The organism is Rhodoferax sp. GT1R46 (assembly GCF_056521285.1).
Genome location: NZ_JBWMBC010000001.1, coordinates 913,147 through 936,869, shown reverse-complemented (window position 1 = coordinate 936,869; position 23,723 = coordinate 913,147). Strand labels below are relative to the sequence as shown.

At 57.5% G+C, this 23,723-nt stretch carries 23 protein-coding genes, 2 tRNA genes and 1 pseudogene; 10 read left to right on the top strand and 16 right to left on the bottom strand.

Annotation, left to right across the window (positions count from 1 at the left end):
- Window positions 1-65: 65 nt before the first annotated feature.
- From AC097W_RS04380 to AC097W_RS04365, 4 genes are all read right to left on the bottom strand, one after another.
- Window positions 66-1,238: an ABC transporter substrate-binding protein gene (locus AC097W_RS04380; protein ID WP_479601081.1), complete on the bottom strand. Its 1,173-nt coding sequence runs from the start codon at window positions 1,236-1,238 to the stop codon at window positions 66-68.
- A gap of 113 nt (window positions 1,239-1,351) precedes the next feature.
- The gene (locus AC097W_RS04375; protein WP_479601080.1) at window positions 1,352-2,341 is read right to left on the bottom strand and encodes a PDR/VanB family oxidoreductase; all 990 of its coding nucleotides are present in this window, start codon (window positions 2,339-2,341) and stop codon (window positions 1,352-1,354) included.
- Window positions 2,342-2,355: 14 nt separating this feature from the next.
- Window positions 2,356-3,120: a GntR family transcriptional regulator gene (locus AC097W_RS04370; protein WP_479601300.1), complete on the bottom strand. Its 765-nt coding sequence runs from the start codon at window positions 3,118-3,120 to the stop codon at window positions 2,356-2,358.
- 61 nt (window positions 3,121-3,181) lie between these two features.
- On the bottom strand, window positions 3,182-4,291 hold the full coding sequence (locus AC097W_RS04365; RefSeq protein WP_479601079.1) for an aromatic ring-hydroxylating dioxygenase subunit alpha: 1,110 nt from the start codon (window positions 4,289-4,291) through the stop codon (window positions 3,182-3,184).
- A gap of 141 nt (window positions 4,292-4,432) precedes the next feature.
- On the opposite strand from AC097W_RS04365, the gene AC097W_RS04360 reads away from it, so the two are divergent.
- The gene (locus AC097W_RS04360) at window positions 4,433-5,545 is read left to right on the top strand and encodes a 5-methyltetrahydropteroyltriglutamate--homocysteine S-methyltransferase (protein ID WP_479601078.1); all 1,113 of its coding nucleotides are present in this window, start codon (window positions 4,433-4,435) and stop codon (window positions 5,543-5,545) included.
- A gap of 16 nt (window positions 5,546-5,561) precedes the next feature.
- Here AC097W_RS04360 and AC097W_RS04355 read toward each other — a convergent pair whose 3' ends face one another.
- Window positions 5,562-6,374, bottom strand: a complete 813-nt coding sequence (locus tag AC097W_RS04355) for an IclR family transcriptional regulator domain-containing protein (RefSeq protein WP_479601077.1) — start codon at window positions 6,372-6,374, stop codon at window positions 5,562-5,564.
- Between the two features lie 137 nt (window positions 6,375-6,511).
- Here AC097W_RS04355 and pobA point away from each other — a divergent pair, with 137 nt between their 5' ends.
- Entirely contained in the window at window positions 6,512-7,684 is a 1,173-nt protein-coding gene (gene pobA / locus AC097W_RS04350) for a 4-hydroxybenzoate 3-monooxygenase (protein ID WP_479601076.1), read from the top strand.
- A gap of 114 nt (window positions 7,685-7,798) precedes the next feature.
- On the opposite strand, the gene AC097W_RS04345 is transcribed toward pobA, so the two are convergent.
- The gene (locus AC097W_RS04345; RefSeq protein ID WP_479601075.1) at window positions 7,799-8,257 is read right to left on the bottom strand and encodes a hypothetical protein; all 459 of its coding nucleotides are present in this window, start codon (window positions 8,255-8,257) and stop codon (window positions 7,799-7,801) included.
- 219 nt (window positions 8,258-8,476) lie between these two features.
- Between AC097W_RS04345 and AC097W_RS04340 the strand changes: the two genes are divergently transcribed.
- Window positions 8,477-8,671 carry a hypothetical protein gene (locus tag AC097W_RS04340; RefSeq protein WP_479601074.1) on the top strand — a complete coding sequence of 65 codons (195 nt, stop codon included), beginning with the start codon at window positions 8,477-8,479 and terminating at the stop codon, window positions 8,669-8,671.
- 23 nt (window positions 8,672-8,694) lie between these two features.
- Here the strand turns inward: AC097W_RS04340 and AC097W_RS04335 are convergent, their stop codons facing one another.
- The 8 genes from AC097W_RS04335 to AC097W_RS04300 all read right to left on the bottom strand — a co-directional run bounded on the left by AC097W_RS04335 (window position 8,695) and on the right by AC097W_RS04300 (window position 15,005).
- Window positions 8,695-8,940 (bottom strand): hypothetical protein, encoded by a 246-nt coding sequence (locus tag AC097W_RS04335; protein WP_479601073.1) that lies wholly within the window; start codon window positions 8,938-8,940, stop codon window positions 8,695-8,697.
- Window positions 8,941-9,084: 144 nt separating this feature from the next.
- Window positions 9,085-9,160: transfer RNA gene (locus tag AC097W_RS04330), tRNA-His, on the bottom strand.
- A 32-nt stretch (window positions 9,161-9,192) separates the two neighbouring features.
- Entirely contained in the window at window positions 9,193-11,124 is a 1,932-nt protein-coding gene (locus AC097W_RS04325) for a SurA N-terminal domain-containing protein (protein ID WP_479601072.1), read from the bottom strand.
- A gap of 62 nt (window positions 11,125-11,186) precedes the next feature.
- A tRNA-Val gene (locus AC097W_RS04320) sits at window positions 11,187-11,262 on the bottom strand.
- A 30-nt stretch (window positions 11,263-11,292) separates the two neighbouring features.
- Window positions 11,293-11,565: an HU family DNA-binding protein gene (locus AC097W_RS04315; protein WP_142810653.1), complete on the bottom strand. Its 273-nt coding sequence runs from the start codon at window positions 11,563-11,565 to the stop codon at window positions 11,293-11,295.
- 330 nt (window positions 11,566-11,895) lie between these two features.
- On the bottom strand, window positions 11,896-12,471 hold the full coding sequence (gene pgsA, locus AC097W_RS04310; protein WP_479601071.1) for a CDP-diacylglycerol--glycerol-3-phosphate 3-phosphatidyltransferase: 576 nt from the start codon (window positions 12,469-12,471) through the stop codon (window positions 11,896-11,898).
- A gap of 18 nt (window positions 12,472-12,489) precedes the next feature.
- Window positions 12,490-14,490, bottom strand: a complete 2,001-nt coding sequence (locus tag AC097W_RS04305) for an excinuclease ABC subunit UvrC (protein ID WP_479601070.1) — start codon at window positions 14,488-14,490, stop codon at window positions 12,490-12,492.
- A 20-nt stretch (window positions 14,491-14,510) separates the two neighbouring features.
- Window positions 14,511-15,005: a GlcG/HbpS family heme-binding protein gene (locus AC097W_RS04300; RefSeq protein WP_479601069.1), complete on the bottom strand. Its 495-nt coding sequence runs from the start codon at window positions 15,003-15,005 to the stop codon at window positions 14,511-14,513.
- Window positions 15,006-15,126: 121 nt separating this feature from the next.
- On the opposite strand from AC097W_RS04300, the gene earP reads away from it, so the two are divergent.
- From earP to AC097W_RS04275, 5 genes are all read left to right on the top strand, one after another.
- Window positions 15,127-16,281, top strand: coding sequence for an elongation factor P maturation arginine rhamnosyltransferase EarP (gene earP / locus AC097W_RS04295; RefSeq protein WP_479601068.1), 1,155 nt, complete (start codon window positions 15,127-15,129; stop codon window positions 16,279-16,281).
- Between the two features lie 114 nt (window positions 16,282-16,395).
- Window positions 16,396-16,950, top strand: a complete 555-nt coding sequence (efp, locus tag AC097W_RS04290) for an elongation factor P (RefSeq protein ID WP_479601067.1) — start codon at window positions 16,396-16,398, stop codon at window positions 16,948-16,950.
- 378 nt (window positions 16,951-17,328) lie between these two features.
- Complete coding sequence (locus AC097W_RS04285) at window positions 17,329-17,742, top strand: hypothetical protein (protein ID WP_479601066.1); 414 nt, start codon at window positions 17,329-17,331, stop codon at window positions 17,740-17,742.
- Between the two features lie 8 nt (window positions 17,743-17,750).
- Window positions 17,751-17,960: a hypothetical protein gene (locus AC097W_RS04280; protein ID WP_479601065.1), complete on the top strand. Its 210-nt coding sequence runs from the start codon at window positions 17,751-17,753 to the stop codon at window positions 17,958-17,960.
- Window positions 17,961-18,186: 226 nt separating this feature from the next.
- Window positions 18,187-18,984: a hypothetical protein gene (locus AC097W_RS04275; RefSeq protein WP_479601064.1), complete on the top strand. Its 798-nt coding sequence runs from the start codon at window positions 18,187-18,189 to the stop codon at window positions 18,982-18,984.
- A gap of 89 nt (window positions 18,985-19,073) precedes the next feature.
- Here AC097W_RS04275 and AC097W_RS04270 read toward each other — a convergent pair.
- Window positions 19,074-19,829: pseudogene (locus AC097W_RS04270) on the bottom strand (methyl-accepting chemotaxis protein); the annotation flags it as partial.
- Window positions 19,830-20,582: 753 nt separating this feature from the next.
- Complete coding sequence (locus AC097W_RS04265) at window positions 20,583-21,077, bottom strand: CDP-archaeol synthase (RefSeq protein WP_479601063.1); 495 nt, start codon at window positions 21,075-21,077, stop codon at window positions 20,583-20,585.
- 117 nt (window positions 21,078-21,194) lie between these two features.
- Between AC097W_RS04265 and AC097W_RS04260 the strand changes: the two genes are divergently transcribed.
- Window positions 21,195-22,796 carry a thymidine phosphorylase family protein gene (locus AC097W_RS04260; protein ID WP_479601062.1) on the top strand — a complete coding sequence of 534 codons (1,602 nt, stop codon included), beginning with the start codon at window positions 21,195-21,197 and terminating at the stop codon, window positions 22,794-22,796.
- Window positions 22,796-23,719: a ribose-phosphate diphosphokinase gene (locus tag AC097W_RS04255; RefSeq protein WP_479601061.1), complete on the top strand. Its 924-nt coding sequence runs from the start codon at window positions 22,796-22,798 to the stop codon at window positions 23,717-23,719. The genes AC097W_RS04260 and AC097W_RS04255 overlap by 1 nt, the downstream gene beginning before the upstream one ends.
- The last annotated feature ends 4 nt before the right edge of the window (window positions 23,720-23,723 follow it).

Here is a 23,723-nt window from a genome sequence, read left to right as displayed (position 1 = left end):
TGGTCATAAAAAAAACCGTTGCCACCAGGCTGCGCGCAGCCCAGAGGCAACGGTGAGGTAGCAAGTTACTTGGCTTTTCCAGGATCTTTGACGTCTTTGATCACGTCAAATTCCACGTTGTACAGTTGGCCGTCTTTGCGCTCAACCTTGCGCAGGTAAATGTTTTGCACCACGTCACGGGTTTGTGCATCAATGAACATCGGGCCGCGTGGGCTCTCAAAAATCTGGCCCTTCATGGCTGCCAGCAAGGCATCGCCGCCGCCAACGCCTTTGGTGATCTTCAGCGCTTCGTAAATCACGCGCATGCCGTCGTAACCACCCACGGCCATGAAATTGGGACGCAAGCCTTTGTTGGCCTTCTGGAACGCGTCAACAAACTTTTTGTTGGTGGCCGAAGGATGCGCCGTGGAATAGTGGTGCGAAGTGACCACACCCAGGGCCCCGTCACCCATGTCGTTCAGCTGGTCATCATCCGTCACGTCGCCCGTACCGATGAGCTTGATACCGGCCTTGTCCATGCCACGCTCAAGGAACTGTTTCATTACGGCGGCACCGGCGCCGGATGGCACAAATACAAACAAGGCATCGGGTTTGAGGTCGCGCACTTTTTGCAGGAACGGGGCAAAGTCGGGATTGCGCAAGGGCACGCGCAAGGACTCGGTGACCTGACCGCCATTGAACGTCAGGCGTTCCTTGAAGTATTTTTCAGCGTCAATGCCGGGGCCGTAGTCACTCACCAGGGTCACCACTTTCTTGATGCCGTTCTTCGGAGCCCAGTCGCCCATCGCGACGGCCGCCTGTGCCAGTGTGAAGCTGGTACGCACAATATAGGGAGATGCCTGGGTGATGCTGGAAGTTGCAGCAGCCATCACCACTTGAGGCGTTTTGGATTGGGTGGCAATTGGGGCGGTGGCCAATGCGGAAGGCGTAATGCCAAAACCAGCCAGCACGTCGACCTTGTCATTCACCACCAGTTCCTGGGCAAGACGCTTGGTGACATCCGGCACGCTCGTATCGTCTTTCAGGATCAGCTCGATCTTCTTGCCCGCCACCATATCGCCGTTTTGTGCCATGTACAGGCGGGCCGCGGCTTCAATCTGTCGGCCCGTGGTGGCCTGCTGCCCGGTCATGGGCAAAATCAGGCCAACTTTGAAGGTATTGCCTTCTGCCATTGCGCCACTGGAAGCAAGAGTGGCAACTGCCAGCGCTGAGGCGCTGAGGAATAGTCTTTTTTTCACGGGGTGTCTCCTAAAATTGCGATTATGGTGCATCGTGTTGCCAAATTCTTCTATTGGCAACAGCATATTCAGACTGGTTGATATAACAAATCGTGATAGCTTCAGGTTCGAATCTAGATCTCTGGCCGGTAAGCGGAGTCCAGTGTGATGGAACCCACTGCACGCGAAACACACACGCAGATGCGGCGGTTCTGCGCCTTCTCTTCATCGCTTAGAAATACATCGCGGTGGTCAATCTCCCCATCGACGGACAGCACGTCCATGGCGCACAACCCACACTCGCCCCGACGACAGTCATACAGCGCTTGCACGCCTTGCAGCTCCAGCGCATCCAGCAGGCTGCAGTTGGCTGGCACGGTGATGTCAACGGCCTGTCGCGGGATCTTGACCCGAAACGCCTGCGGCGCAAAGCGGCCACTGCTACCAAAGGTTTCGTAGCGCAAATCGGCTAGCGGGCGCCCGGCAGACTGCCAGGCACGGCGCATCGCATCGAGCATGGGCGCCGGTCCACACACATAGGCCTGGGTACCTGGTGGCAAAGCAGCAATTTCGGCATCAAAATCGATCGATTGATCCAGGCTGGACACAGCGGTCTGCAACGAGAACGGGGACTGAAGCGCTGTCAAATCAGGCAAATAAGCGAGCTCATCCTGGGTTCGGGCACCGTACACCATCCGAACCATCACACCGCGACGGGCCAGCGTCTGGGCCATCAGAACCAGAGGGGTGATGCCGATGCCACCGGCCACCAACAAATAAGCGGGCGCGACTAAATCCAATGAGAAGTGATTCTGCGGCTCACTGATGCGCAACCGGTCGCCCACAGACAGCCGCCACATGGCAAGTGAGCCGCCGCGCCCCTCATCGAGACGCTTGACGGCGATGCGGTAGAACGCACCTTCCGACGGACCAATAAGCGAGTAGGAGCGTGTTTTTGGACGGGCCAGCGCGCCCTGCCCCACGTTGATCTGGACTTGCAGGTGGCTACCCGGCTCGTGCGGCCGAACGCCGTCGGATGGGCGAAGCGTGAACTCGCGAACGGTGGGAGTGATCTCGCGCACAGTGTGCACGCTGGCATCAAGCCAGACTTGTGTGGTTTTCATGGCGCTTGAGTGCCTCAACTTCGTTTGCGGATCAGGCGCACACCCGGCATCTGATCCAGATCATGGCTTTGCACCGCTTCACGCAGATTGCGCTGTGCAATTCGCGAGTGCTCCCGCATGAGGTTTTCGGCACGGGAACCTTCGCGCCGCTCAATGGCATCCAGCACCTGCCAATGCTGGTCTTGCGCCACCACCAGCAAGTCGCGGGCGCGGGGGCTGCTGGCCTGCACCACAACAAAGCCTGAGGGCGACGCAAACGGCAAACCGCACACGCGCTCGAGCTCACGTGCCAGCACCGAGCTCTCGGCCATCTCGCCCAGCAAGGCGTGAAAGCGCTCGTTGAGCGTCACGTAGCTGGCGAACGCCTCGTCATCCAGCGAACTGTTGCCCAGTACGGAATCAATCTGTCTCAGGCACGCGCGAGACTCATTGAGCACCACGGGTGAAACACCGCGTTCTGCGGCCAAGCGGGCCGACAGGCCTTCGATCGTGCCGCGCAGCTCAATGGCCTCGGACACGTCGCGCTCCGAAAACGTTTTGACGGCATAGCCTCCGTTGGGCAGAGCGTCGAGCAAGCCCTCCTGCTCCAATCGCATCAAAGCCGCACGAATGGGCGTACGGGAAAAACCCAGTTTCTCGACAATCGACAGCTCGGCAATCCGGGCACCCCCTGGCAACTCGCCCGCCAGAATCATCTCGCGCAGACGGCGTTGCGCCTTGAGCTGCACGCTCTGTTGCAGATTCTTTATGTCATTTTGACCGTTAGCCCCCGTATTCATTGCGTGAACCGCTATATTTCTAGTAGCAATCGCCATGGGGTTTACACCTTCTTTCATACCGTCAAGTCGTATGGCGTATGGGAATCACAGGCGTCTTGGGCTCTTCCCGAGCGACCAGATCCTCGACGAGGCGCCTGGCCCACATGGATCCCGCGTCGATGTTGAGGTTGTAGAACTGATGTCCGGGGTGGTCTTCCATCGCTTTTTGCTGCGCTTCCAGAATCAATTCGTCTTCGCGAAAAATACTGGCTACTCCTTCGCGCAGCTTGTGCGTCAAGGCCTGTTCGCCTAGACAATAGTTGCGTGCGAAGGCCCAAAAATACAGGCAGGTTCCGTCGGTCTCCGGCGTGATGGTGTTGAGCACCATGCCATTGACCCCTTTGCTACGGTCACTGGTCCGGCTATCGCCAGCGTTGCCGCCCACCGGAACGGCGCCAGTACCCGCTTCGGCCACGCCCACATCAATGTTCACTGTGCAAGGCGCCTCAAAGCGGATGATCTGCCAGCGATCGACAGGCCCCTTGTATCCGCGGGCGTGTTCAATTTGTCCAGCCCAAAACGGGGGTGCGTCGATGTTTTCCATCCAGCGGGTCACCGTGGCCGTGCGGCCGCCGTGGGTGGCCACAAAAGGTGCCTCTGCCACAGCGCGCTGACCGATGCTGGAGCCATGAACGAAAGTCTCGTGGGTAAGGTCCATCAGGTTGTCCACCACCAGGCGGTAATCGCATGCCACCCGGATCATTTTGCCGTCGCCCGCCCAATGGGCATCGTCGTTCCAATGCATATCGGGCACCAGCGCCGGGTCGGCCTTGGCCGGATCACCGGGCCAAATCCATACAAACCGGTGCTTCTCAAGCACCGGGAAGCTGCGAACGCAGGCAGACGGGTTCAGCGTTTCCTGGCTGGGCATGTGTGTGCATCGCCCTTGCGCGTTATAGACCAGGCCGTGGTAGCCGCACGTCACCTCGTCTCCATTGAGGTGCCCCATAGAAAGCGGCAGCAGACGGTGCCAGCAGGCATCCTCCAGCACGGCAACGGTGCCGTCCAGTCTGCGAAACAACACCAGCTTCTGATTGCAGATGGTGCGAGGCAGCAGGGCGTGGACCACTTCGACATCGTAAGCAGCGGCGTACCAGGCATTGAGTGGAAAAGTAGAGTTCTTAGCTTTCATGGATACGTAATGTATACATAAATTAATAAATATGACTTGAATTTAGGGCAATTGCTGGTCTATCAGATATTCCTGTATTCAATAACGCATCGTAAACCTGCTCTACCATTACACGTAAGTTCATCCCAAGGAGACCCAGTCATGACCCAGCTCCCCGCCCACTACGACCATGTAGGCAGCTTTTTGCGCCCTCAGTACTTGCTTGAAGCCCGTGAGCAAAAAGCAAAAGGGGCTATGACCCCAGAGCAGTTGCGCCTGGTAGAAGACCGCGCCATTACCGAGATAGTGAAGTTTCAGGAAGACGTAGGCCTGAAAAGCATTACAGACGGAGAGTTCCGCCGCACCTATTTCCACATCGATTTTCTAGAGCAAATCGGAGGGGTCAAGACCGACATCCCGGTCACGGTCATTCGACCCGACGGCACACAGGAACTGGCGCCACCGGTGATGCGCGTGGTCGACAAGGTTCGCCACGTCAAGAACATCCAGCTGGCAGACTTTGAATACCTCAAGAGCCAGGTGAGCGCTGGCAACACACCCAAGGTCACAATTCCTTCGCCCACCATGCTGCATTTTCGGGGCGGGCGTGCAGGCATCAGCAAGCAGCATTACCCCGAGCTGGACCCCGATTTTTACCAGGATGTAGCCAATGCCTACGGCGATGAGCTTCGGAGCCTCGCCGCTGCTGGTTGTACCTATGTGCAGATGGACGACACCAATCTGGCCTACCTCTGCGACGAAAAAATGCGGGAAGCCGCACGCCAGCGCGGCGACGACCCCAATGAACTGCCCCACCGCTATGCCAAATTCATCAACCTGGTGGTGGCGCAAAAACCGCCTGGCATGCTACTGGCCATGCACCTGTGCCGTGGCAATTTCAAGAGCACCCACGCTGCCAGCGGCAACTATGAACCCGTAGCGGAAGCCTTGCTCAAGGAAATGAATCTGGATGCCTATTTCATGGAGTACGACGACGCCCGCAGCGGTGACTTCAAGCCACTGCGCTTCTTGCCCAAAGGAAAGACGGTCGTACTGGGCCTGGTGACCACCAAGTTCGGCGAAATGGAAAGCAAGGACGACCTCAAACGCCGCATAGACGAAGCAGCCCGCTACGCACCGCTTGACCAGTTGGCCTTGTCACCTCAGTGCGGTTTTAGCAGCACAGTGCATGGGAATGACATTGCCGTAGAAGCGCAACGGGCCAAGCTGAGGCTGGTGATTGAAACTGCGCAGGAGGTGTGGGGAGCAACCTGAACGGGTCACCGGCGCTTCACAACAGGGGACGCAGCTCCCGTGCGGCGTCGAGCAGCATGGGTAGCAAGTCTCTCTGCATCGCATCCAGCGTCAAACGGTGGGGCGCAGCCACGACGTTGAGCGCCGCCACGGTCTTGCCCGCGATGTTGCGTAGCGGCACCGCCAGTGCCTGCACGCCCAGTTCGTGCTCCTCACTCGCCATACAAAAGTCCTGACGGCGCGCTTGGTCAATCAACCCTCGGAGCAGACGTATATCCGTGACGGTGTGGGCGGTCAGACGCCGCAGCGGGTGGCTTTTCAACCACTCACCAAGGGCCGGTCGGGCGAATGCCGCCAACAACACCCGCCCGGTGGAGGTCGCTTGCGCGGGCAGCCGGGCGCCCAGGTGCAATCCATAGGCCAGCACCTGGGCCGCTCCCGAGGGGGAACTGCGCCAGTCGTTCCCACTGCGCGCGACGATCACCACTTCATCACCATCCAGCACCACAGCCGAAAAAGAGGCCTGCGCCTGCATGGCAAGGCGATTCAGCGTCGGTTGCAACACCCGGGGTAAACGCGCAGACGAAAGATAACTTCCCGAGAAGCGCAATACCTTGCTGGAAAGCCAGAAGTAACTGCCATCCGTTTCAAGGTAGCCCAAATAGGCCAATGTCAGTAAGTGCCGTCGCGCCGCAGCACGTGTAATGCCGGCGCGCTGCGCTGCCAGTGTGGCGTTGAGCCGTTGACGTTCGGTGTCAAAACTCTCCAAGACCGCCATGCCCTTGGCCATTCCAGCGATGAGGTCGGCTTTTGCAATCTGGGGGCTGGCATGGGTAAGGTCGGTTGACATGGAGTTTGAATTTTGAGGAATGGTTTTGCGCGATTATCGCGCACTCACTCCATTCATCGCACAATGGGCAATGGCACTGTCTATCGGCTATGGCTATACCAACCTAAACTTTGAAGCAGTCAAAACAAGGAGATTTCATGCGTACCCAAGTTGCCATCATCGGTGCCGGCCCCTCTGGCCTGCTACTGGGCCAATTGCTTCACAAGGCCGGAATTGATGCCATCATCCTTGAGCGCCAGACCGCCGACTACGTGCTCACGCGCATCCGCGCAGGCATTCTGGAACAGGTCTGCATTGACCTTCTTGATGAAGCGGGCGTCGGTGAGCGCATGCACAAGGAAGGTTTGGTTCACGGAGGCTTTGACCTGCTCTTCAAAGGTGAGCGCCACCGCATCGACATGAACAAACTCACCGGTGGAAAAAACGTCATGGTTTACGGCCAGACCGAGCTCACGCGGGATCTGATGAGTGCACGCCTCGCAGCGGGTCTGACCACGGTTTATGAAGCAGGCAACGTGACTGTGCATGACTTCGACACCACGAAACCCCGCGTTCGCTACGAGAAGGACGGAAAGACGCACGAAATTGAATGCGACTTCATTGCCGGCTGCGACGGATTTCATGGCGTGTGCCGCGCCAGCGTGCCCCAGGGATCCATTACCGAATATGAAAAAGTCTATCCTTTCGGCTGGCTGGGCGTACTGTCAGACACACCTCCGGTACATGAAGAGCTGGTGTATGCCAATAGCACGCGCGGCTTTGCCCTGTGTTCCATGCGCAGCCACACGCGCAGCCGTCACTACCTGCAGGTGCCCCTGAGCGACAAGGTCGAAGATTGGTCTGACGACGCCTTCTGGCAGGAGTTGCGGCTGCGACTGGACCCCCAGGCCAGAGAAAACCTGGTAACAGGCCCATCGATTGAGAAAAGTATTGCGCCACTGCGCAGTTTCGTGGCGGAGCCCATGCGTTTTGGGCGCATGTTTCTAGCCGGCGATGCCTCCCACATCGTGCCTCCGACCGGTGCCAAGGGCTTGAACCTGGCCGCCACTGACGTGAAATACCTCTCCAGTTCCATCATCGAGTTCTATCTTGAGCAGTCCGAGGCAGGTATCAACACCTACTCCCAGCGCTGCCTGAGCCGCATCTGGAAAGGTGAGCGCTTCTCATGGTGGTTCACCAGCCTGATGCACCGCTTCCCCAATGACGGGGCCATTGGGCAGAAACTGCAGGACGCGGAGCTTGATTACCTGGTTAACTCAGCTGCGGCATCTACAGCGATGGCGGAAAACTACGTGGGACTCCCTCTCTAGACGGGCACAAAAAAACCCAGCACAAGGACTGGATTTTTTTGAAGCCTGTACCAAGCCAACCTCGGAGAGGCGGCCTGGCTGACGCAAAAGCAGCGTCAGTAAATCAGCTTCAGATTAGGCAGCACGTGCCTTCTTTGCAACCGCAGCACCGTTTTTCAAGGTGGAAGCAACCGCGTTTTCCATAGAGGCTGCAGCAGCCTTCAGGCCTTTGCCAACATTGGCAAACGCTTCTGGAGCAGGATGGCTCTCTTGCAGAGCGTCGATGCCCGCATTGAATTGGGCAACGCTCAAAGCAGTTGCTTCTTGCAGGTGCTTGGCTGTCAGAGCCATGCTCTTCTCAGCACTGGTCTTCATGGTTTCCAATGCGGCCTGTGGTTCCTTGATGCTTTTGAAAGCTTCGACTGATTCAGCAACCGCTGCTTGGGTCGCTTGCGCCTGACTCTGTGCAAGCTCACCCCAAGCCTTCAAGTTATCCATCAAAGGCTTGACGGCGTCTTGCATGGCAGCTGGAGTAAATTTCTCAGCGCCAGGAAACATCGTGGCAGCGGAAGCGAAAGGGGTATTGGTAAACATGTGGATCTCCAAAAAATGTTGCAGTGCAGCAATTATTAATCAAAAAGGAAACCTGTGCCTATTTGTTGCAGAAAAAAATCACAGTTAGTGGCTCGTGCCTATTCCGCATTCGTATCCAGCGCTGTTTCCCCGTGAAGTGCAAGTTCGCGCCGACCTGACAGCCTGCACGACCGAAAGCCGCATAATTTGAATTCCCCCAAAACCTAGAAAGAGACGTCAATGGAAAACCTCATGAAATCAGCCTCGATAATTACCGTGGGACTGTTGCGCGATCACCCCAATCCATCCACTGAAAAAATCGCCGAATTGCTGGGCCAGTCATTGGATGCACTGGAGATAGCGACGGGCCGGCTGAACACACGAAACGCAAAAAAGAATGCAGAGATGAAGATGTCAAAAGTTGTCACGCGATAACTTAACGCAACACAGTGGGATTTTCAGTCCCATTTGACATAGAGCCAGCCACACAGCGCCACGCCAATCGCCCAAAGCATCCACGTTTCAGAAACTGCGTAAGGGTAGACCATCAATGCCACTCCGGCCAAAGTGAGTTCGAGCCGCGAAGATGTACGACCACGGCGATAGGCAAGGTAGCCCGCAAAACCGAAAACCACTGATCCGACAAGGTAGGCTGGAGTGGGTAAGGTCAAACCGAGAGTGGCCAGGTTGGTCGATGCATCCATGTTGGAGATTTTTGTTGCTTGGCTCGGCCGATATTGGATTTAACGGTGCATTCCATTAAATCAAGTTGCGTACAGATTGCCTGCAAGCAGCACAAATGAAAAGACCTTGCTACTTATTCAATAGCAAGGTCTTCAATAATCACTTGGGGTGGCTGATGGGGCTCGAACCCACGACAACAGGAATCACAATCCTGGACTCTACCAACTGAGCTACAGCCACCGTGAGCCACTAATTATAGCGGCTGTTTGGCGTTATTCGACAGCAGTTCGCAGATCAGTTGAAGATCGTGCTGGACGCGGCACTTTGATCTGGACCTTGAAGCGGTCCTGGAGCATCTTGTAATAGGCTTGGTTCTCGGCACTTGCCATCCACTGCGTGTACTGTTTGCGCTCCTGAGCTGCCCGCTCCGGTGCCACCGCCGTGCGGGGCAGCACTTTGTTCACACGCAACACCGCATAACCTTGCGCGCCCAGATCAACACCGACCCATCCTGGCAAACTACTGGCATCGGCACGCAGCGCCGCATCCAGCACCGGACCTTGAATGGTTTGCCCCTGCTCACGCGACACGATCACAGCGGCTGGCAGACTGGTTGGAGCAACAGCTTTCCAGGCAGCCAGCTTCTCAGTACCATCCTTTTTGGCCAATTCAGCTGACCGGCTGGCAATCAGACGGTCACGCACACTGGCTCGCACTTCTGTCAATGGACGGGTACGCGCCGGGGTGTATTGTGTGATGCGCGCCGCAGCAAGCTGGTTAGCCGCTATTTCAACCGCCTCGGTATTGCGTTTTTTGTCCACGGAGTCCGGACTGAACACTGCGGCGAGCAGCTTCGGATTGGCCAGCGCACCGGTAACGGATGGTGATGGAGTGCGCTGCAAATTGGAGGCGGTCCTGACTTCCAGTTTCAAACGGTCCGCAACCGGCTTCAGGCTGTCTGACTGCTCATACACCCCGTTTGTAAACGCCTCCGCGGTTTCTGCGAATTTACGCTGCGCCTGTTGCGTTTTCAGATCTGCTTCGATACCCGCACGCAGTTCTTCGAAACTGCGCTGCTTCGGAGCCTTGATGTCCGTGAGGCGGATGATGTGAAAGCCGAAGTCCGACTCGACGATATCGCTGATATCACCCTTTTTCATCGCAAACGCTGCGTCTTCAAACGGCTTGACCATGGCACCACGACCGAAGAAGTCAAGATCACCGCCGCCCGGCGCAGAGCCGGTGTCCTGTGAATTCTTGCGGGCAACATCAGCAAAGGAATCAGGCGCCTTACGCACCTGCGCCAGCAACTCGTCGGCGCGTTCCCGGGCCTTCGAGCGATCGGCGGCTGGCATGCCCTTGGGTGCATTGATCAGGATGTGGCTCGCACGGCGCTCTTCCTTGCCGCTCAATCGGGCTGCGTTCTGCTCGTAATATGCTTTGACATCCGCTTCGTTAAGCGCAATGGTCTTTTTAACGGTATCGAGATCAAGCACCACGTATTCGACATCAGCAGCTTCAGGGGCCTGAAACAGGGACGGATTGGCTTGGTAAAACGCCTCCACATCCGCATCACTGGGCGTTACCTTGCTAGCGTAATCGGCGGGGCTGAAGCGGGCAATTTGTACTTCACGGCGTTCGAAAAATGCATTGAGGGATACATCGGCTAAAGCTTGGGGGGAAAAGGCGGTAGACAACAGCCCCGCCTCTACCTGCCGTACAGACAAGTCGCTGCGCACGCGGGCTTCGAAGCCGTCGGGTGTCAAGCCCTGGCTGGCGGCAAGCTGGCGGTAGCGATCCATGTCCAGTTTGCCGTCCGGCAGGCGCAGGGACGCAATGGTCGGGTCCTGCTGCAGTTCACGTGCCAGTCTCGCGTCGCTGGTACTCAGATGGGAATCTTGTACCGCCTCGGACAACACCCGTTCGCGGACCATGCGCTCCAGAGTGGCGTAACGGGCTTCCGGAGAGTCCAGCAACTTCGCATCCAGGTTTGGCATGGATGCACGCAAGCGATCTACCTCGTTCTTGTGGGCTGCATCCCATTCAGCTTGCGTAATGCTGTGGCTACCGACTTTTGCGACCGTTTCACCCGCGCCGCCCATGCGTCGAAAACCATCTACACCGACCAATACAAACGCCGGGATGATCAGCAAGAACATGAGAAACATCATGACCTTCGTGTGCTTGCGGACAAAATCAAACATTCGCTAACTCTCCATGAAAAACAAAAAAAGGCGAACAACACTGTTCGCCTTTGCTTGGGTGGTGGTGGGTGATGACGGGCTCGAACCGCCGACCTACGCCGTGTAAAGGCGCCGCTCTACCAACTGAGCTAATCACCCCACCTGAAACCTGAATATCTACTGTACCAATCAGTTCAATGCATCTTTCAATGCTTTGCCCGGACGGAACTTTGGAACCTTTGCAGCCTTGATTTTAATCGCATCGCCGGTACGAGGATTGCGACCGGTCCGGGCTGCACGTTTTCCAACCGCAAATGTACCAAAACCAACCAATGAAACAGTGCCACCTTTTTTCAGTGTAGTCTTTACGGCACCAATAGTGGACTCCAGCGCACGCGTAGCCGCAGCCTTGGAAATATCAGCATGTTTCGCGATGTGCTCAATCAGTTCGGTTTTATTCACAAAGACCCCTTGTATGGAAGCAGAGTTAGTCGAATTGTCTCTTCAAATTTATTTATTCACCGGACATTACACAAGGGCCAATGCGATTAACGCAAAAAAATCCTGGGGGGATGTCTGGATCATGTCGGTAGCAGTCTCACCTGCTGCAAACCATTAAAGCCACGGGCCATTCCCGTGTCAATACGCCGTGCAGCAATACGACAGTGCGGAGCAGAATTCTAGTCGCATTTCCAATGAAAACCGGCCATCAACTTCAAGAATTATTGTGGTAAGCGAGGCACAAAAAAAGTGCACTGCGCATGCACTACTTTGCACGACTCAGGGGCTCTGCTATTTGACCCGGGCCCGTATCTCCGGCAATGCTTTTTGCAGGTAATAGACCATGGACCACACCGTGAGCCCGGCCGCCACCCAGATCAGCCAGACGCCCCACACATGGGTATCTACCACGCCGAACAACAGGCCATCAAACAGAAGAAAGGGTATGGCAACCATTTGCGATACCGTCTTGAGTTTGCCGATCATGTGTACTGCCACACTCTTGGATGCGCCAATCTGCGCCATCCATTCCCGCAGAGCTGAAATCGCAATTTCACGACCAATGATGATGAGCGCAACAAAGACATCGGCCCTCTGCAAATGCACCAACACCAGCACACAGGCGCAGACCAGAAATTTATCGGCAACCGGGTCCAGAAATGCACCGAATGATGACGTCTGGTTCAGCTTTCGGGCCAAATAGCCATCCAGCCAGTCGGTAGCGGCAAACACCACGAACATGACCGTTGCAATCAGATTCCTCTCGCCGGACGTGGCAAGTGATTCGGGCAAGTAAAAGACTCCGACAATCAGCGGGATCGCGAAAATTCGCGTCCAGGTCATGATGGTCGGTATCGTCAAAAACATGCTTGGATTGTGGCACGGCTAATGCAGTGCCCGATAAATTTCTTCCGCCAATTCACGGGATATGCCATCCACTGCAGCAATGTCGTCGGCACTGGCCAACGCCACGCCCCGCACTCCACCAAAGCGTTGCAATAGCTTGGCCCGGCGCCGGGGTCCAACCCCCGCAATCTCTTCCAGCTTGCCTCCACCCACACGTACTTTGGCCCGCTGCGCGCGCATGCCCGTAATGGCAAAACGGTGGGCTTCGTCGCGTATCTGTGCCACCAGCATCAAGGCAGCTGAGTCCGCGCCGAGGTACACCTTCTCGCGACCATCGGCGAACACCAACTCTTCCAGCCCGACTTTGCGACCCTCGCCTTTTTCCACGCCGACGATCAATGACAGGTCCAGACCCAGTTGCTCAAAAACCTCGCGGGCCATGGACACCTGCCCTTTGCCGCCGTCCACCAGCACCAGATCCGGTAAACGCCCGGTGCCAGCAGGCGTCTGCCCTGTGCGCTTGGCTTCCATCAATGATTCGGCCAGCTTGCTGTAACGCCGGGTCAGCACCTGACGCATGGCAGCATAGTCGTCGCCTGGCGTGATGCCGTCGATATTGAAACGACGGTACTCGGCGTTTTGCATCTTGTGGTGGTGAAACACCACACAGGAAGCCTGCGTGGCCTCCCCTGATGTGTGCGAAATGTCGAAGCACTCCACACGCAGTTCATCCAGATTTTCCAGCGTCAAATCCAGTGCGTCAGCCAGTGCCCGCGTGCGCGCTTGTTGGGAGCCCTCTTCGGCCAGCAACCGGGCCAGCTGCAATGCGGCATTGGTTTGCGCCATGTCCAGCCAGGCCCTGCGTTGCTCGCGCGGCTGGTGAATGGCGCTGACCTTGAAACCCATCTGCTGTGACAAAGCTTTCAGCAATGTCTTGCTGACCGGGTCACTTACGATAAGTGTCGGTGGCATCGGCACATCAATGTAGTGCTGTGCCAAAAAGGCCTCTAGTACCTGCACCTCGACCGAATCTCCCGCCGCTGGCTTTTCCGCGTCCGTGCCGGTTGGAACTTCCGCATCACCGTCCTCGTCTGCTTCGTCATGCAGGCCCACGGCCTCTTCCACATGGACCGGAAAATACGGTCGATCTCCCAGATGGCGGCCACCGCGCACCATGGCCAGATTCACACATGCCTTGCCGCCCTGCACTTTGACCGCCAGGATGTCCACATCCCGGTCGGCCACATTGTCCATCGATTGCTGGTGCAGCACGTTGGACAAGGCCGCCACCTGGTTGCGCAGCTCAGCGGCCTGCTCGAACTCCAGCTTTTCCGCATGGGTCATCATGCGGGACTCCAGCGCACGCATTACTTCTTGCGCATCGCCGCGCAAGAATTTTTCTGCGTTCGCCACGTCATCCGCATAGTCCTGCGGCGAGATATGGCCGACACACGGCGCAGAGCAACGCTTGATCTGGTACAGCAGGCAAGGACGGGTGCGGTTACTGAACACCGGGTCTTCACAGGTGCGCAGGCGAAACACCTTTTGCATCAGCAGGATGGCTTCCTTCACCGCCCAGGCGCTGGGATAGGGACCAAAGTAGCGGTGTTTCTTCTCCACACCACCCCGGTAGTAAGACACCCGTGAAAAGCTCGCGGCCGAGGGCGCTGCACCCAGCGCATCCGCCCGCAGCGCTGCAGCAGGAACCCCGGTCATCTTGAGATAGGGGTAACTCTTGTCGTCCCGAAACAGGATGTTGTACTTGGGGTGCAGCGTCTTGATGAGGTTGTTTTCCAGCAGCAGTGCTTCGGCCTCGGAGCGCACCACGGTGGTCTCCATCCGAACAATCTTGCTCACCATGTGGCCGGTACGCGTACCTCCATGGTTCTTTTGGAAATAGCTCGACACCCGCTTTTTCAAACTGATGGCCTTGCCTACATACAGCAACTGCCCCTCGACGTCAAAATACCGGTAGACGCCAGGCAGCGAGGGTAATGCCGCGACTTCGCGCAACAATTCAGCAGAGTGGATTTCAGACATGGGGCCGTATTGTCGCGGGATCAGAACTCGATGGACTCCGCGATGGCGCGAATGCCCGCGGCAGCGCACGCTTCATCCGCATCCCCACCAGGCCCGCCCGACACGCCAATGGCTCCAAACACCACGCCACCCCCTTCGATCACCAGTCCGCCTCCCACGGGAATGAACCGGGGCACATTGCGCAATCCGCTCATCGCTTTGCCCGGCTGGGTTTCGTTGGCCAGCGCCGAAGTGGGCGTCCTGAAACTCGCCGCTGTCCAAGCCTTGCCAGACGCGACATCCAGCGTATGCGCACCGGCGAACCGGTCACGCAGCAACACCTGCGTCAGACCAGAGCGGTCAACCACGGCCACTGCGACCTGAAAACCCTGCTTGCGACACTGCTCCAGCGCCGAGCGCCCGGCTACCAGCGCAACCTCGGGCGTCAGCGATCGGGTCTGAAACGTGGTGTCCTGCGCCACGGCCAGCAGCGGCAGAGAAGTCAACAACAGGGCGGCAAAAGAACGGGGTTTCATGAATGTCTCCTGGTTTGAACGGGGGCAGAAGCCGGGCATCGCGGCTGATTTTCATCTTTGTTATAGCAGCAAGGCGCCCAGCAATCGCCTGGCCACCCCGACTTTGTGGACAATCCCCGCCATGACTGCCCCCAATAAGCCCGCCCTGCTGTGGGATATTTTCTGCCGCGTGATCGACAACTTTGGAGACATCGGCGTGTGCTGGCGCTTGTGTGCGGACCTGGCCGCCCGTGGGCATGATGTGCGACTGTGGGTGGATGATGCCAGCGCGCTGACCTGGATGGCACCCGGTGCGCAGGAAGGGAATTGGCATGGCATTGAGGTGCATGACTGGGCCCAGACCAGGCACCGTGAAAGCCTGGCGAACCTGGTCCCGGCGGACGTCTGGATGGAATGCTTTGGATGCGACATTGCTCCTGAATTCATAGCTGCTCACGCAGATGCTTCGGGGGCTAAACCCGAAAAAGACTTACGTAACCCGGTCTGGATCAACCTCGAATACCTGTCGGCCGAGTCCTATGTGGAGCGCTGCCACCGCCTGCCATCACCCATCCTATCCGGACCCGCGCGGGGCAGAACCAGGCACTTTTTCTACCCCGGCTTCACGCAGGGCACTGGCGGCTTGTTGCGCGAGCCCGATCTGGCCCAACGCCGGGCCTGCTTTGACCGCAACGCCTGGCTGAACGGCTGCGGCATTGAACCCAAACCGGGAGAGCGGCTGATTTCACTGTTCTGCTACGAGCCCGCCGCCCTGCCCTGGCTGGTGCGGCACCTGGCCTCCCAAAACCTGCCCACGCGCCTGCTGGTCACGGCCGGGCGTGCTGCAGCGGCAGTGCAGGCCATGATTGAACATGAAAACCGACTGAACCCCCCGTGGAATAAGCGTGAGGTGCTATCTATTTCATACCTTCCGGCGTTGACGCAAAGGGAGTTTGACCATCTTTTGTGGGCCTGCGATCTGAACTTCGTGCGGGGAGAGGACTCGCTGGTGCGTGCTTTGTGGGCCGGTCAACCCTGCATCTGGAACATCTACCCACAAGACGACGATGCGCACCACCCCAAGCTGGACGCTTTTTTGAACATGCTGGGGGCCGACGCTTCGCTGCGGCACCTTTACCGCCAGTGGAATAGCGTAGAAGGCACTGACTGCTCCAACATTTTCCTGCCTGAACCCTTGGAAGCCTGGCGGCGAATTGCCACAGAGGCCAGAACCCGACTCCTAAAAATGGATGATCTGGTCGCCCAGCTGATCCACTTCGTATCGAAAAAACGTTAAAATAGGAGGCTTTGCTGGGTTTGCCGAAAATATTCGCAGCCCGTGCTCCGCCGCAGATAGCGGCCTATTACGCTGTCAGCACAGGCTAACAGTGGTACCTATTACGAGACAATTATGAAAGTCGCTCAAGAAATCCGCGCCGGCAACGTCATCATGCACGGCAAAGACCCCATGGTCGTTCTGAAGACCGAATACAGCCGTGGTGGCCGCAACTCTGCCACCGTGCGCATGAAGCTTAAAAGCCTGATCGCCAACTTTGGCACCGAAGTCGTATTCAAGGCCGACGACAAGATGGACCAGGTTATTCTGGACAAGAAGGATTGCACCTACTCCTATTTTGCCGACCCTATGTACGTGTGCATGGACGAAGAGTTCAACCAGTACGAAGTGGAAGCCGAGAACATGGGCGACACACTGAATTACCTGGAAGATGGCATGGAACTCGAAGTCGTGTTTTACGACGGCAAGGCCATTTCGGTTGAATTGCCCACCAGTGTGGTGCGAGAAATCACTTGGACAGAGCCCGCAGTCAAAGGCGACACATCCGGAAAGGTGCTCAAGCCTGCCAAGATCGCCACCGGCTTTGACGTCGGCGTGCCAATCTTTGTGGCCCAGGGCGACAAGATTGAAATCGACACCCGCACCGGCGAATACCGCAAGCGCGTCTAAGCAAAATCGGACCCACTGCGGCGCAGGTATCCTGCGTGGCGCTTGGTCAAAGAAAGGCTCCTTCGGGAGCCTTTCTTGTTTGCTACTCCGTGCAATTGCTTGAACAACCAGCGAAGCCAGGAACTCACTTGGCTGCGTGGGACCATTGCGGGTGCTCGTCGTCGCACATGTCTATGACTGCAATGCTGCGTTTGCTGCCGGCTAGACCGGCGATCTGGATTTCGGGAATCGACCGGTTGAATCCAAGGCCCAAAGCGGTCAGTCACCTTGCAATATCGATCTACCATTTGCACTCGTTCAGTTAAAGTCCTCTCCCTCTGGGACGGCGGCCGATCGGGTGGGGCTAGCTGTGGCTTACTGAATCAAAAGGAAAACAATATGCTTTTAGTTGATATCGCCGTCGAGCACACGCTGGTGTCCAAGAAGAATGGGGTTCGTCAGACTTTCTTGCTGCATCCGTTTACCAATACGCAGCGAGATACGTTGGGTAAATTCGAGATCGTTCGTGACATCCGTGAGCCAGGGTGCAAAGAAGTTAAGCGCTCAACATTCGTATCGTTTCAGCAATTGGCGGAGTTGTACGCGAAAGGGGTCCTCGACGAATTCGGGTTTTCCGTTCGCATGTGTCCCGCGGATGGCAAATCCCCGACTGTGAATCCCGCAAAAAAAATACTGCCTATCGGCATCAGGCCAGGCTCATCGTTCGACCTAGCGGTTCAAGGCGTGGATGTTTCAAAACCGGCCAGCCGCGAATTGAGAACAGCCTTGCTTCGCACTAACGTCAAGCTTTAGGGATACCTGTGAATCCATCCCTTACCCATGCCGACCTCATTGCCACTTTCAATCGGGCGGAGGCTGAGGCGGTCCACAAGTCCGGTCTGATCCAAGCTGCCGCACAAAAGGGGCCCAAGGCTATCCACGCAGCCGTTGACGCCGCTGCAAAGGCAGCAAAGCGCAGGGACTCTTATGCAAAGAAGCTGGACGCCCTGGGGGTGAATCTCAAGGATTGAGCAGGTCTCAGCCTACTTCCCGACATCAGTCATTGGCGACTACCCCCAACTGGCCCGTAGCCGCAGCCGACCCATACCGGACTTAGCCCTCCTCAATCCGATGGCCTGAAACCAGCCACTGGCGATCAAATTCCTGAAGGCGGGTTTGCTGCGACAACAGTCATTCGGACGAACGAAATACGGCATACCATGCAACAAATACGAGTCAACATGCATGCACTTTCTAATGCCTTTCCTCTCTGTGCTACTTCTCCCTCTCGCCACCCCTCCGGCGCTGGCTAAGGAGCCGTGCCCCGAAAAAGTACGCGTAGCGTTTTACAACTTTGCCGTATCTTCTTTGCTGAATGGAAACGGTGACACGTTTTCCGACCAGCCCGGCTTGGCCCCAGCGTGGGTGCACGAGGCTATCAAGCGCAGTGGCTGCACGCCCACGGTGCAAACAGTGCGCCTGCCGCAAAAGCGTATGAACGCAGAAATATCGGAAAATCGCGTTGACCTTCTGGCTTTGACCGCGCCTACTGAGGAACGCATGAAGGTGGCACAGTTCCCTATGCGCAATGGGCTACCGGACCCGCGCTTTGCTATGGCGCAAACACGCATGGGATTTTGGGTGCGGCGGGACAAAAAGTCCATCCAGTGGGACGGAAAGACCTTGAATGGACCACCCAAATTCAGGGTCGCAGTAACCCGTGGCTCGGTCGCTGAAGAAGTGTTAAAAACGAGAGGGATTGCCGCAGAAACCGGTGGCACCGGAATGCAAACCACCTATATGTTGCTCAAAGGCCATGTGCAGGTGGCGGCGTTACCGGAGCTTGTTGTTGACGGCCTCCCCGATGATGAAAAATCTCAGTTGGAGTTGCTACTGCCGGTGCTGCAGGATTTTTCGTTTTATGCCGCTTCGGGCCTCGCGTTTTACGCGCAGTACCCTGAATTCACACAACGCTTCTGGCGTGAGTTGTGCCGTGTCTCGCACGCGGCGCCTGAACTGCCCAAGCAAAGACTGCTGCCTGCATGCCCAAAATAGTGCTTTTGACCAGTTCCCAAAGTGTGTGGTTGCATCGTGTGTGAGCCCAATTGGGTCAGCGGCTCAACTCACAAGTTCATGTTGAACGATCACATCAATAGACGCGTGTTTTCAGTCTGAAATATTGACACCGCGCTGGCCAGTCGCAACGACTGTTCCCTGAGGCTTTCCGCGGCCGCTGCAGACTCTTCCACCAGGGCAGCGTTTTGCTGGGTCATTTGCTCAATTTGACTGACCGCAGCGTTGACTTCGCCGATCTCTCGGGATTGCTGCACCGACGCTGCAGTGATTTCGCTCACTATGTCGCCCACACGCCTGACCGAACTCACAATTTCAACCATCGTGGTTCCAGCGGCCTGAACTAGGCGAGAGCCAGAGTCCACTCGCTCTACAGACGCGCCGATCAGGGCTTTGATTTCCTTGGCAGCTTCGGCGCTGCGGCTTGCAAGGCTGCGTACTTCACTGGCAACTACGGCAAACCCCCGGCCTTGTTCGCCAGCGCGAGCCGCCTCGACCGCCGCATTGAGCGCAAGAATATTGGTCTGAAACGCAATACCATCAATTACTCCGATGATGTCGCTGATTTTTTTGGAACTTTGATTGATTTCTTCCATTGTGGCGACGACCTGCCCCACCACGACTCCACCACGTGTCGCTACTTGGGCTGCTGATGCAGCAAGCTGATTTGCCTGACTTGCCGCTTCTGTGGATTGCCGCATTGTGTTGTTGAGATCTTCCATGCTGGAGGCAGTGCGCTGCAGATTGCCGGCAGTGTGCTCGGTTCGGGTACTCAAGTCCTGGTTGCCAGTCGCAATTTCATTGGATGCATCTGAAATGCTCAGCACAGAATTTTTGATCTCTCCCATGGTGGATTGCAACATAGCTACCAGCCTAGCCAGCGAATAAATGAGGCTGCCTTCCGGAGCCCGAGACACCTTCAGATCAAGGTTTCCATTGGCAAGAGCTGCGAGCGCCTGGCTCGCTTCGGAGGGCTCACCACCCAACACCGCACTTGCCGTGCGTCGGATCCAAATGGTAAAGCCTATACACACAGCGACGCAGATCGCTGTCAGCATCGCGGTAAGCGTTCCACCCACATGAAGGTAATTGGCGATGGTTGAATTGGAGGCTACCTTCGCTTGTCCTTGCAGCCACACAGCACCAAATACCACTGCGCTACCCGCACCTGCCACCATGGCGGTGGGGATAATCATGGATATAGTCAGCTTTTGCGTATAGTTCATGTCATCTCTTGCGAAATATCCCGTTCAGGAGCTTGTTCTGATGCGGCAATGGGATGTCACCACGACATGCCCACACCTTGGAGAATGATAGCAACACTGGTTCAAGGCAGTGCAACTTTCGTTCCCACATTGCCGCGGTAATCCCTGCGTTTTTCGCTGATGCCAGAAGTAGACGGTTTACGCAGCATTGCGGGTACTGACAGTCAAACCCTCACGGTCAGCAAAGGGTATTTTGGGCGAATTCTCGGCACCCAGTTGTCCGACTGCTTGCTGCCAGGTCCCGACGTTCGCAATTCCAGGGCGACCGTTAGCCGCTGGTCGATAGGCATACCAGAGACATTCAATGGGCTGCAGCTACCATTTGGTTTCCCGAATCCCGAGATAAAAGGAAACATGGTTGACCAGCACATCGCCTATAAAACTGATCCCGCAGACCAAGGCAATGTCCGTCCAATCCAGGCGAACAAAGAAGCCCAGTGCGATCAGCCCGCCTGCAATGAAGTCGAGCTGATCGAAGGGAATCCAGCGCTTTCCGGGCGCAATCTGCAGGCGGCGCTTGAAAAAACTCTTGAGACTGTCGCCCCCCATCGCTCCAAAACCGGCGGCAAATCCTGCCCCAAGCCAATCTTCCGGGGGCAGCAGGCTTCCCTCCCACTGCAGTCGGGACTGCAAGAATGTGACCGCCACACCGACTGCGACGCCCACGGCAAAACCCACCACGGTCTTGTGGTTCCCCAGGAGCGTGACGCTGATGGGGGGATTCCACCCACGCCAGAAACGAACAAAGGGGGGTGCCATGTTGGCCAGATAGACCGGCAGCATGAGATACATCAACTGTGCTAAATGCATGAATGCTCCAGAGATTGACAGCGGGACCCTAGCCAGCCCTCAGAGGCGCTATTGGACTTCCCGGATTCTCTGCCTGATCTTGCTTTGACTGCAATTAAATCGGTGTAGGCTATATCCATGCGCAACGAAATACCTGAGCCGGCGGCCATCGGCCTGAACCCGGGCAATGGCACGTTCAGCCCGGCACGCCTGGTGCTGCGCCGCGTGCTGATTGACACCTACCATGAGAATGTGGCCTACATGCACCGGGACTGCGAGGTCTACCGGGCCGAGGGCTTCAAGGCGCTATCCAAAGTGGAGGTTCGCACCAACGGGCGCAGCATTCTGGCCACTCTGAACGTGGTGGACGACGCCGCCATCGTCGCCCCCGGAGGGCTGGGGCTATCCAAAGCCGCTTTTGCCCAAATGGGCGTAGAAGACGGCCACACCGCGACGGTGGCGCAGGCCGAGCCACCCGAGTCGATGGGCGCATTGCATCGCAAGCTCGGAGGTGAGCGGCTCAATTTGGATGATTTTCGCGCCATTGTGCAGGACATTGCCGAGCACCACTATTCCAAGATCGAGCTGACAGCCTTTGTGGTCGCCACCAACCGGGACGAACTGGACCGCGAAGAGGTCTACTTTCTGACCGAAGCCATGGTCGACGTGGGGCGCCGCCTGGATTGGCACGAACACATGGTGGTGGACAAGCATTGCATTGGTGGCATCCCCGGCAACCGCACGTCCATGTTGATAGTGCCCATCGTTGCCGCCCACGGCATGCTGTGCCCCAAAACGTCCTCCCGTGCCATTACCTCACCGGCGGGTACCGCCGACACCATGGAGGTGCTGGCCAATGTGGAGCTGCCCATTGAGCAACTCGAAGAAATCGTGCGCAAGCACCGCGGTTGCCTGGCGTGGGGCGGGACTGCGAACCTGTCGCCTGCTGACGATGTACTGATTTCCGTGGAGCGACCGCTCGCACTGGACTCGCCCGGGCAAATGGTGGCGTCCATCCTGTCCAAGAAAATCGCTGCCGGTTCCAGCCACCTGGTGTTGGACATTCCCATCGGCCCCACGGCCAAAGTGCGCTCCATGCCGGACGCGCAACGGCTGCGCCGGCTCTTTGAATATGTAGCCCGGCGCATCAAGCTGTCGCTGGACGTGGTGATCACCGATGGCCGCCAGCCCATTGGCTTCGGCATTGGCCCGGTACTGGAGGCGCGCGACGTAATGCGGGTGCTGGAAAACGACCCCCGCGCCCCGATTGATCTGCGGCAAAAGGCCTTGCGCCTGGCCGGTCGTCTGATCGAGAGCGACCCCGATGTGCGCGGTGGTGATGGCTTCGCCATTGCACGCGACATACTCGATTCCGGCCGTGCGCTGACCAAGATGAACGACATCATCCAGGCCCAGGGCAGCAAATCGTTCGACCACAACCAGCCCGAACTGGGCGCGCTGACCTTTGAGGTGCGTGCGCCGGTTGCCGGTGTGGTGACCGGCATCGACAACTTGCAGCTCGCACGCATTGCCGGCTTGGCCGGTGCACCCAAAGTGAAGTGCGCGGGCGTCGATTTGCTGCGCAAACTGGGCGATGAAGTGCAAGCCAACACCGTGCTTTACCGCGTGCATGCCAGTTTTCCGGCAGACCTCGAATTTGCGCGCCAGGCCTTTCGCAGGTCCTCCGGCTACACCATTGGCACGGCCAGCGAAGTGCCCCATGTTTTTGTGGAGTTTTAATGAGTGATACCCATAACACCGCCCTGTTGCTGTGCTTTGAGGAAGACCGGGCCAGCGCCCAGCGTATCGCCACCGCGGCGGCCCTGGACTTGTCCGTCATGGAGCGCCACCGCTTCCCGGATGGGGAACTCAAGCTGCGGTTGCCCCCCGTTCTGCCAACACGCGTGGTAATCCTGCGCTCACTGGACTACCCGAACGAAAAACTGATCGAGCTGCTGCTGGTGGCACGTACCGCGCGGACGCTGGGCGCGCACCACGTCACACTGGTGGCGCCTTACCTCGCCTACATGCGCCAGGACATTGCGTTCCAGCCGGGTGAAGTCGTGAGCCAGCGTGTGGTCGGCAGTTTTCTGGCCGACCTGTTTGATGCCGTCATCACGGTGGACCCGCATTTGCACCGGGTTGCCACCCTGCAGGAGGCGGTGCCGGTTCCCCAGGCCATCGTGCTCAGCGGTGCGCCACTGCTGGCCGACCTCATCGCCGCGCACCACCAGCCATCGTCTCAACGGCCGCTGCTGGTAGGGCCGGACGAAGAATCCGCACAGTGGCTTGCACAGGCGGCCGCAAGCCACGGCTTCGAATTCGGGGTGTGCCGCAAGGTCCGCAACGGTGACCGGGATGTGCACACCACCCTTCCGGACTTGAATGTGACCGGTCGTTCCGTGGTGCTGCTGGACGATATTGCCAGCAGCGGCCACACGCTGGCCGGCGCCGCACGCCTGTTGCTGGCCACGGGAGCCACCTCTGTCGACGTGGCCGTCACCCATGCCCTGTTTGCGGGCGACGCCCTGCAAGTCATCAAGCGGGCAGGCGTAGGCCAGGTCTGGAGCACCGACTGCATTGCGCATCCCACCAATTCCGTGAGCATGGCGCCGGTGATTGCCACCGCCTTGTCTTCCACTTTGTCATTTCAAGCCACCTAGGAAG

Excerpts from the sequence above, each read along its gene's own strand:
- AC097W_RS04375 (WP_479601080.1), bottom strand. The coding sequence starts at position 2,341 with ATGAAAACCACACAAGTCTGGCTTGATGCCAGCGTGCACACTGTGCGC.
- AC097W_RS04370 (WP_479601300.1), bottom strand. The coding sequence starts at position 3,120 with ATGAATACGGGGGCTAACGGTCAAAATGACATAAAGAATCTGCAACAG.
- AC097W_RS04365 (WP_479601079.1), bottom strand. The coding sequence starts at position 4,291 with ATGAAAGCTAAGAACTCTACTTTTCCACTCAATGCCTGGTACGCCGCT.
- AC097W_RS04360 (WP_479601078.1), top strand. The coding sequence starts at position 4,433 with ATGACCCAGCTCCCCGCCCACTACGACCATGTAGGCAGCTTTTTGCGC.
- AC097W_RS04355 (WP_479601077.1), bottom strand. The coding sequence starts at position 6,374 with ATGTCAACCGACCTTACCCATGCCAGCCCCCAGATTGCAAAAGCCGAC.
- pobA (WP_479601076.1), top strand. The coding sequence starts at position 6,512 with ATGCGTACCCAAGTTGCCATCATCGGTGCCGGCCCCTCTGGCCTGCTA.
- AC097W_RS04345 (WP_479601075.1), bottom strand. The coding sequence starts at position 8,257 with ATGTTTACCAATACCCCTTTCGCTTCCGCTGCCACGATGTTTCCTGGC.
- AC097W_RS04340 (WP_479601074.1), top strand. The coding sequence starts at position 8,477 with ATGGAAAACCTCATGAAATCAGCCTCGATAATTACCGTGGGACTGTTG.
- AC097W_RS04335 (WP_479601073.1), bottom strand. The coding sequence starts at position 8,940 with ATGGATGCATCGACCAACCTGGCCACTCTCGGTTTGACCTTACCCACT.
- AC097W_RS04325 (WP_479601072.1), bottom strand. The coding sequence starts at position 11,124 with ATGTTTGATTTTGTCCGCAAGCACACGAAGGTCATGATGTTTCTCATG.
- pgsA (WP_479601071.1), bottom strand. The coding sequence starts at position 12,471 with ATGTTTTTGACGATACCGACCATCATGACCTGGACGCGAATTTTCGCG.
- AC097W_RS04305 (WP_479601070.1), bottom strand. The coding sequence starts at position 14,490 with ATGTCTGAAATCCACTCTGCTGAATTGTTGCGCGAAGTCGCGGCATTA.
- AC097W_RS04300 (WP_479601069.1), bottom strand. The coding sequence starts at position 15,005 with ATGAAACCCCGTTCTTTTGCCGCCCTGTTGTTGACTTCTCTGCCGCTG.
- earP (WP_479601068.1), top strand. The coding sequence starts at position 15,127 with ATGACTGCCCCCAATAAGCCCGCCCTGCTGTGGGATATTTTCTGCCGC.
- efp (WP_479601067.1), top strand. The coding sequence starts at position 16,396 with ATGAAAGTCGCTCAAGAAATCCGCGCCGGCAACGTCATCATGCACGGC.
- AC097W_RS04285 (WP_479601066.1), top strand. The coding sequence starts at position 17,329 with ATGCTTTTAGTTGATATCGCCGTCGAGCACACGCTGGTGTCCAAGAAG.
- AC097W_RS04275 (WP_479601064.1), top strand. The coding sequence starts at position 18,187 with ATGCCTTTCCTCTCTGTGCTACTTCTCCCTCTCGCCACCCCTCCGGCG.
- AC097W_RS04265 (WP_479601063.1), bottom strand. The coding sequence starts at position 21,077 with ATGCATTTAGCACAGTTGATGTATCTCATGCTGCCGGTCTATCTGGCC.
- AC097W_RS04260 (WP_479601062.1), top strand. The coding sequence starts at position 21,195 with ATGCGCAACGAAATACCTGAGCCGGCGGCCATCGGCCTGAACCCGGGC.
- AC097W_RS04255 (WP_479601061.1), top strand. The coding sequence starts at position 22,796 with ATGAGTGATACCCATAACACCGCCCTGTTGCTGTGCTTTGAGGAAGAC.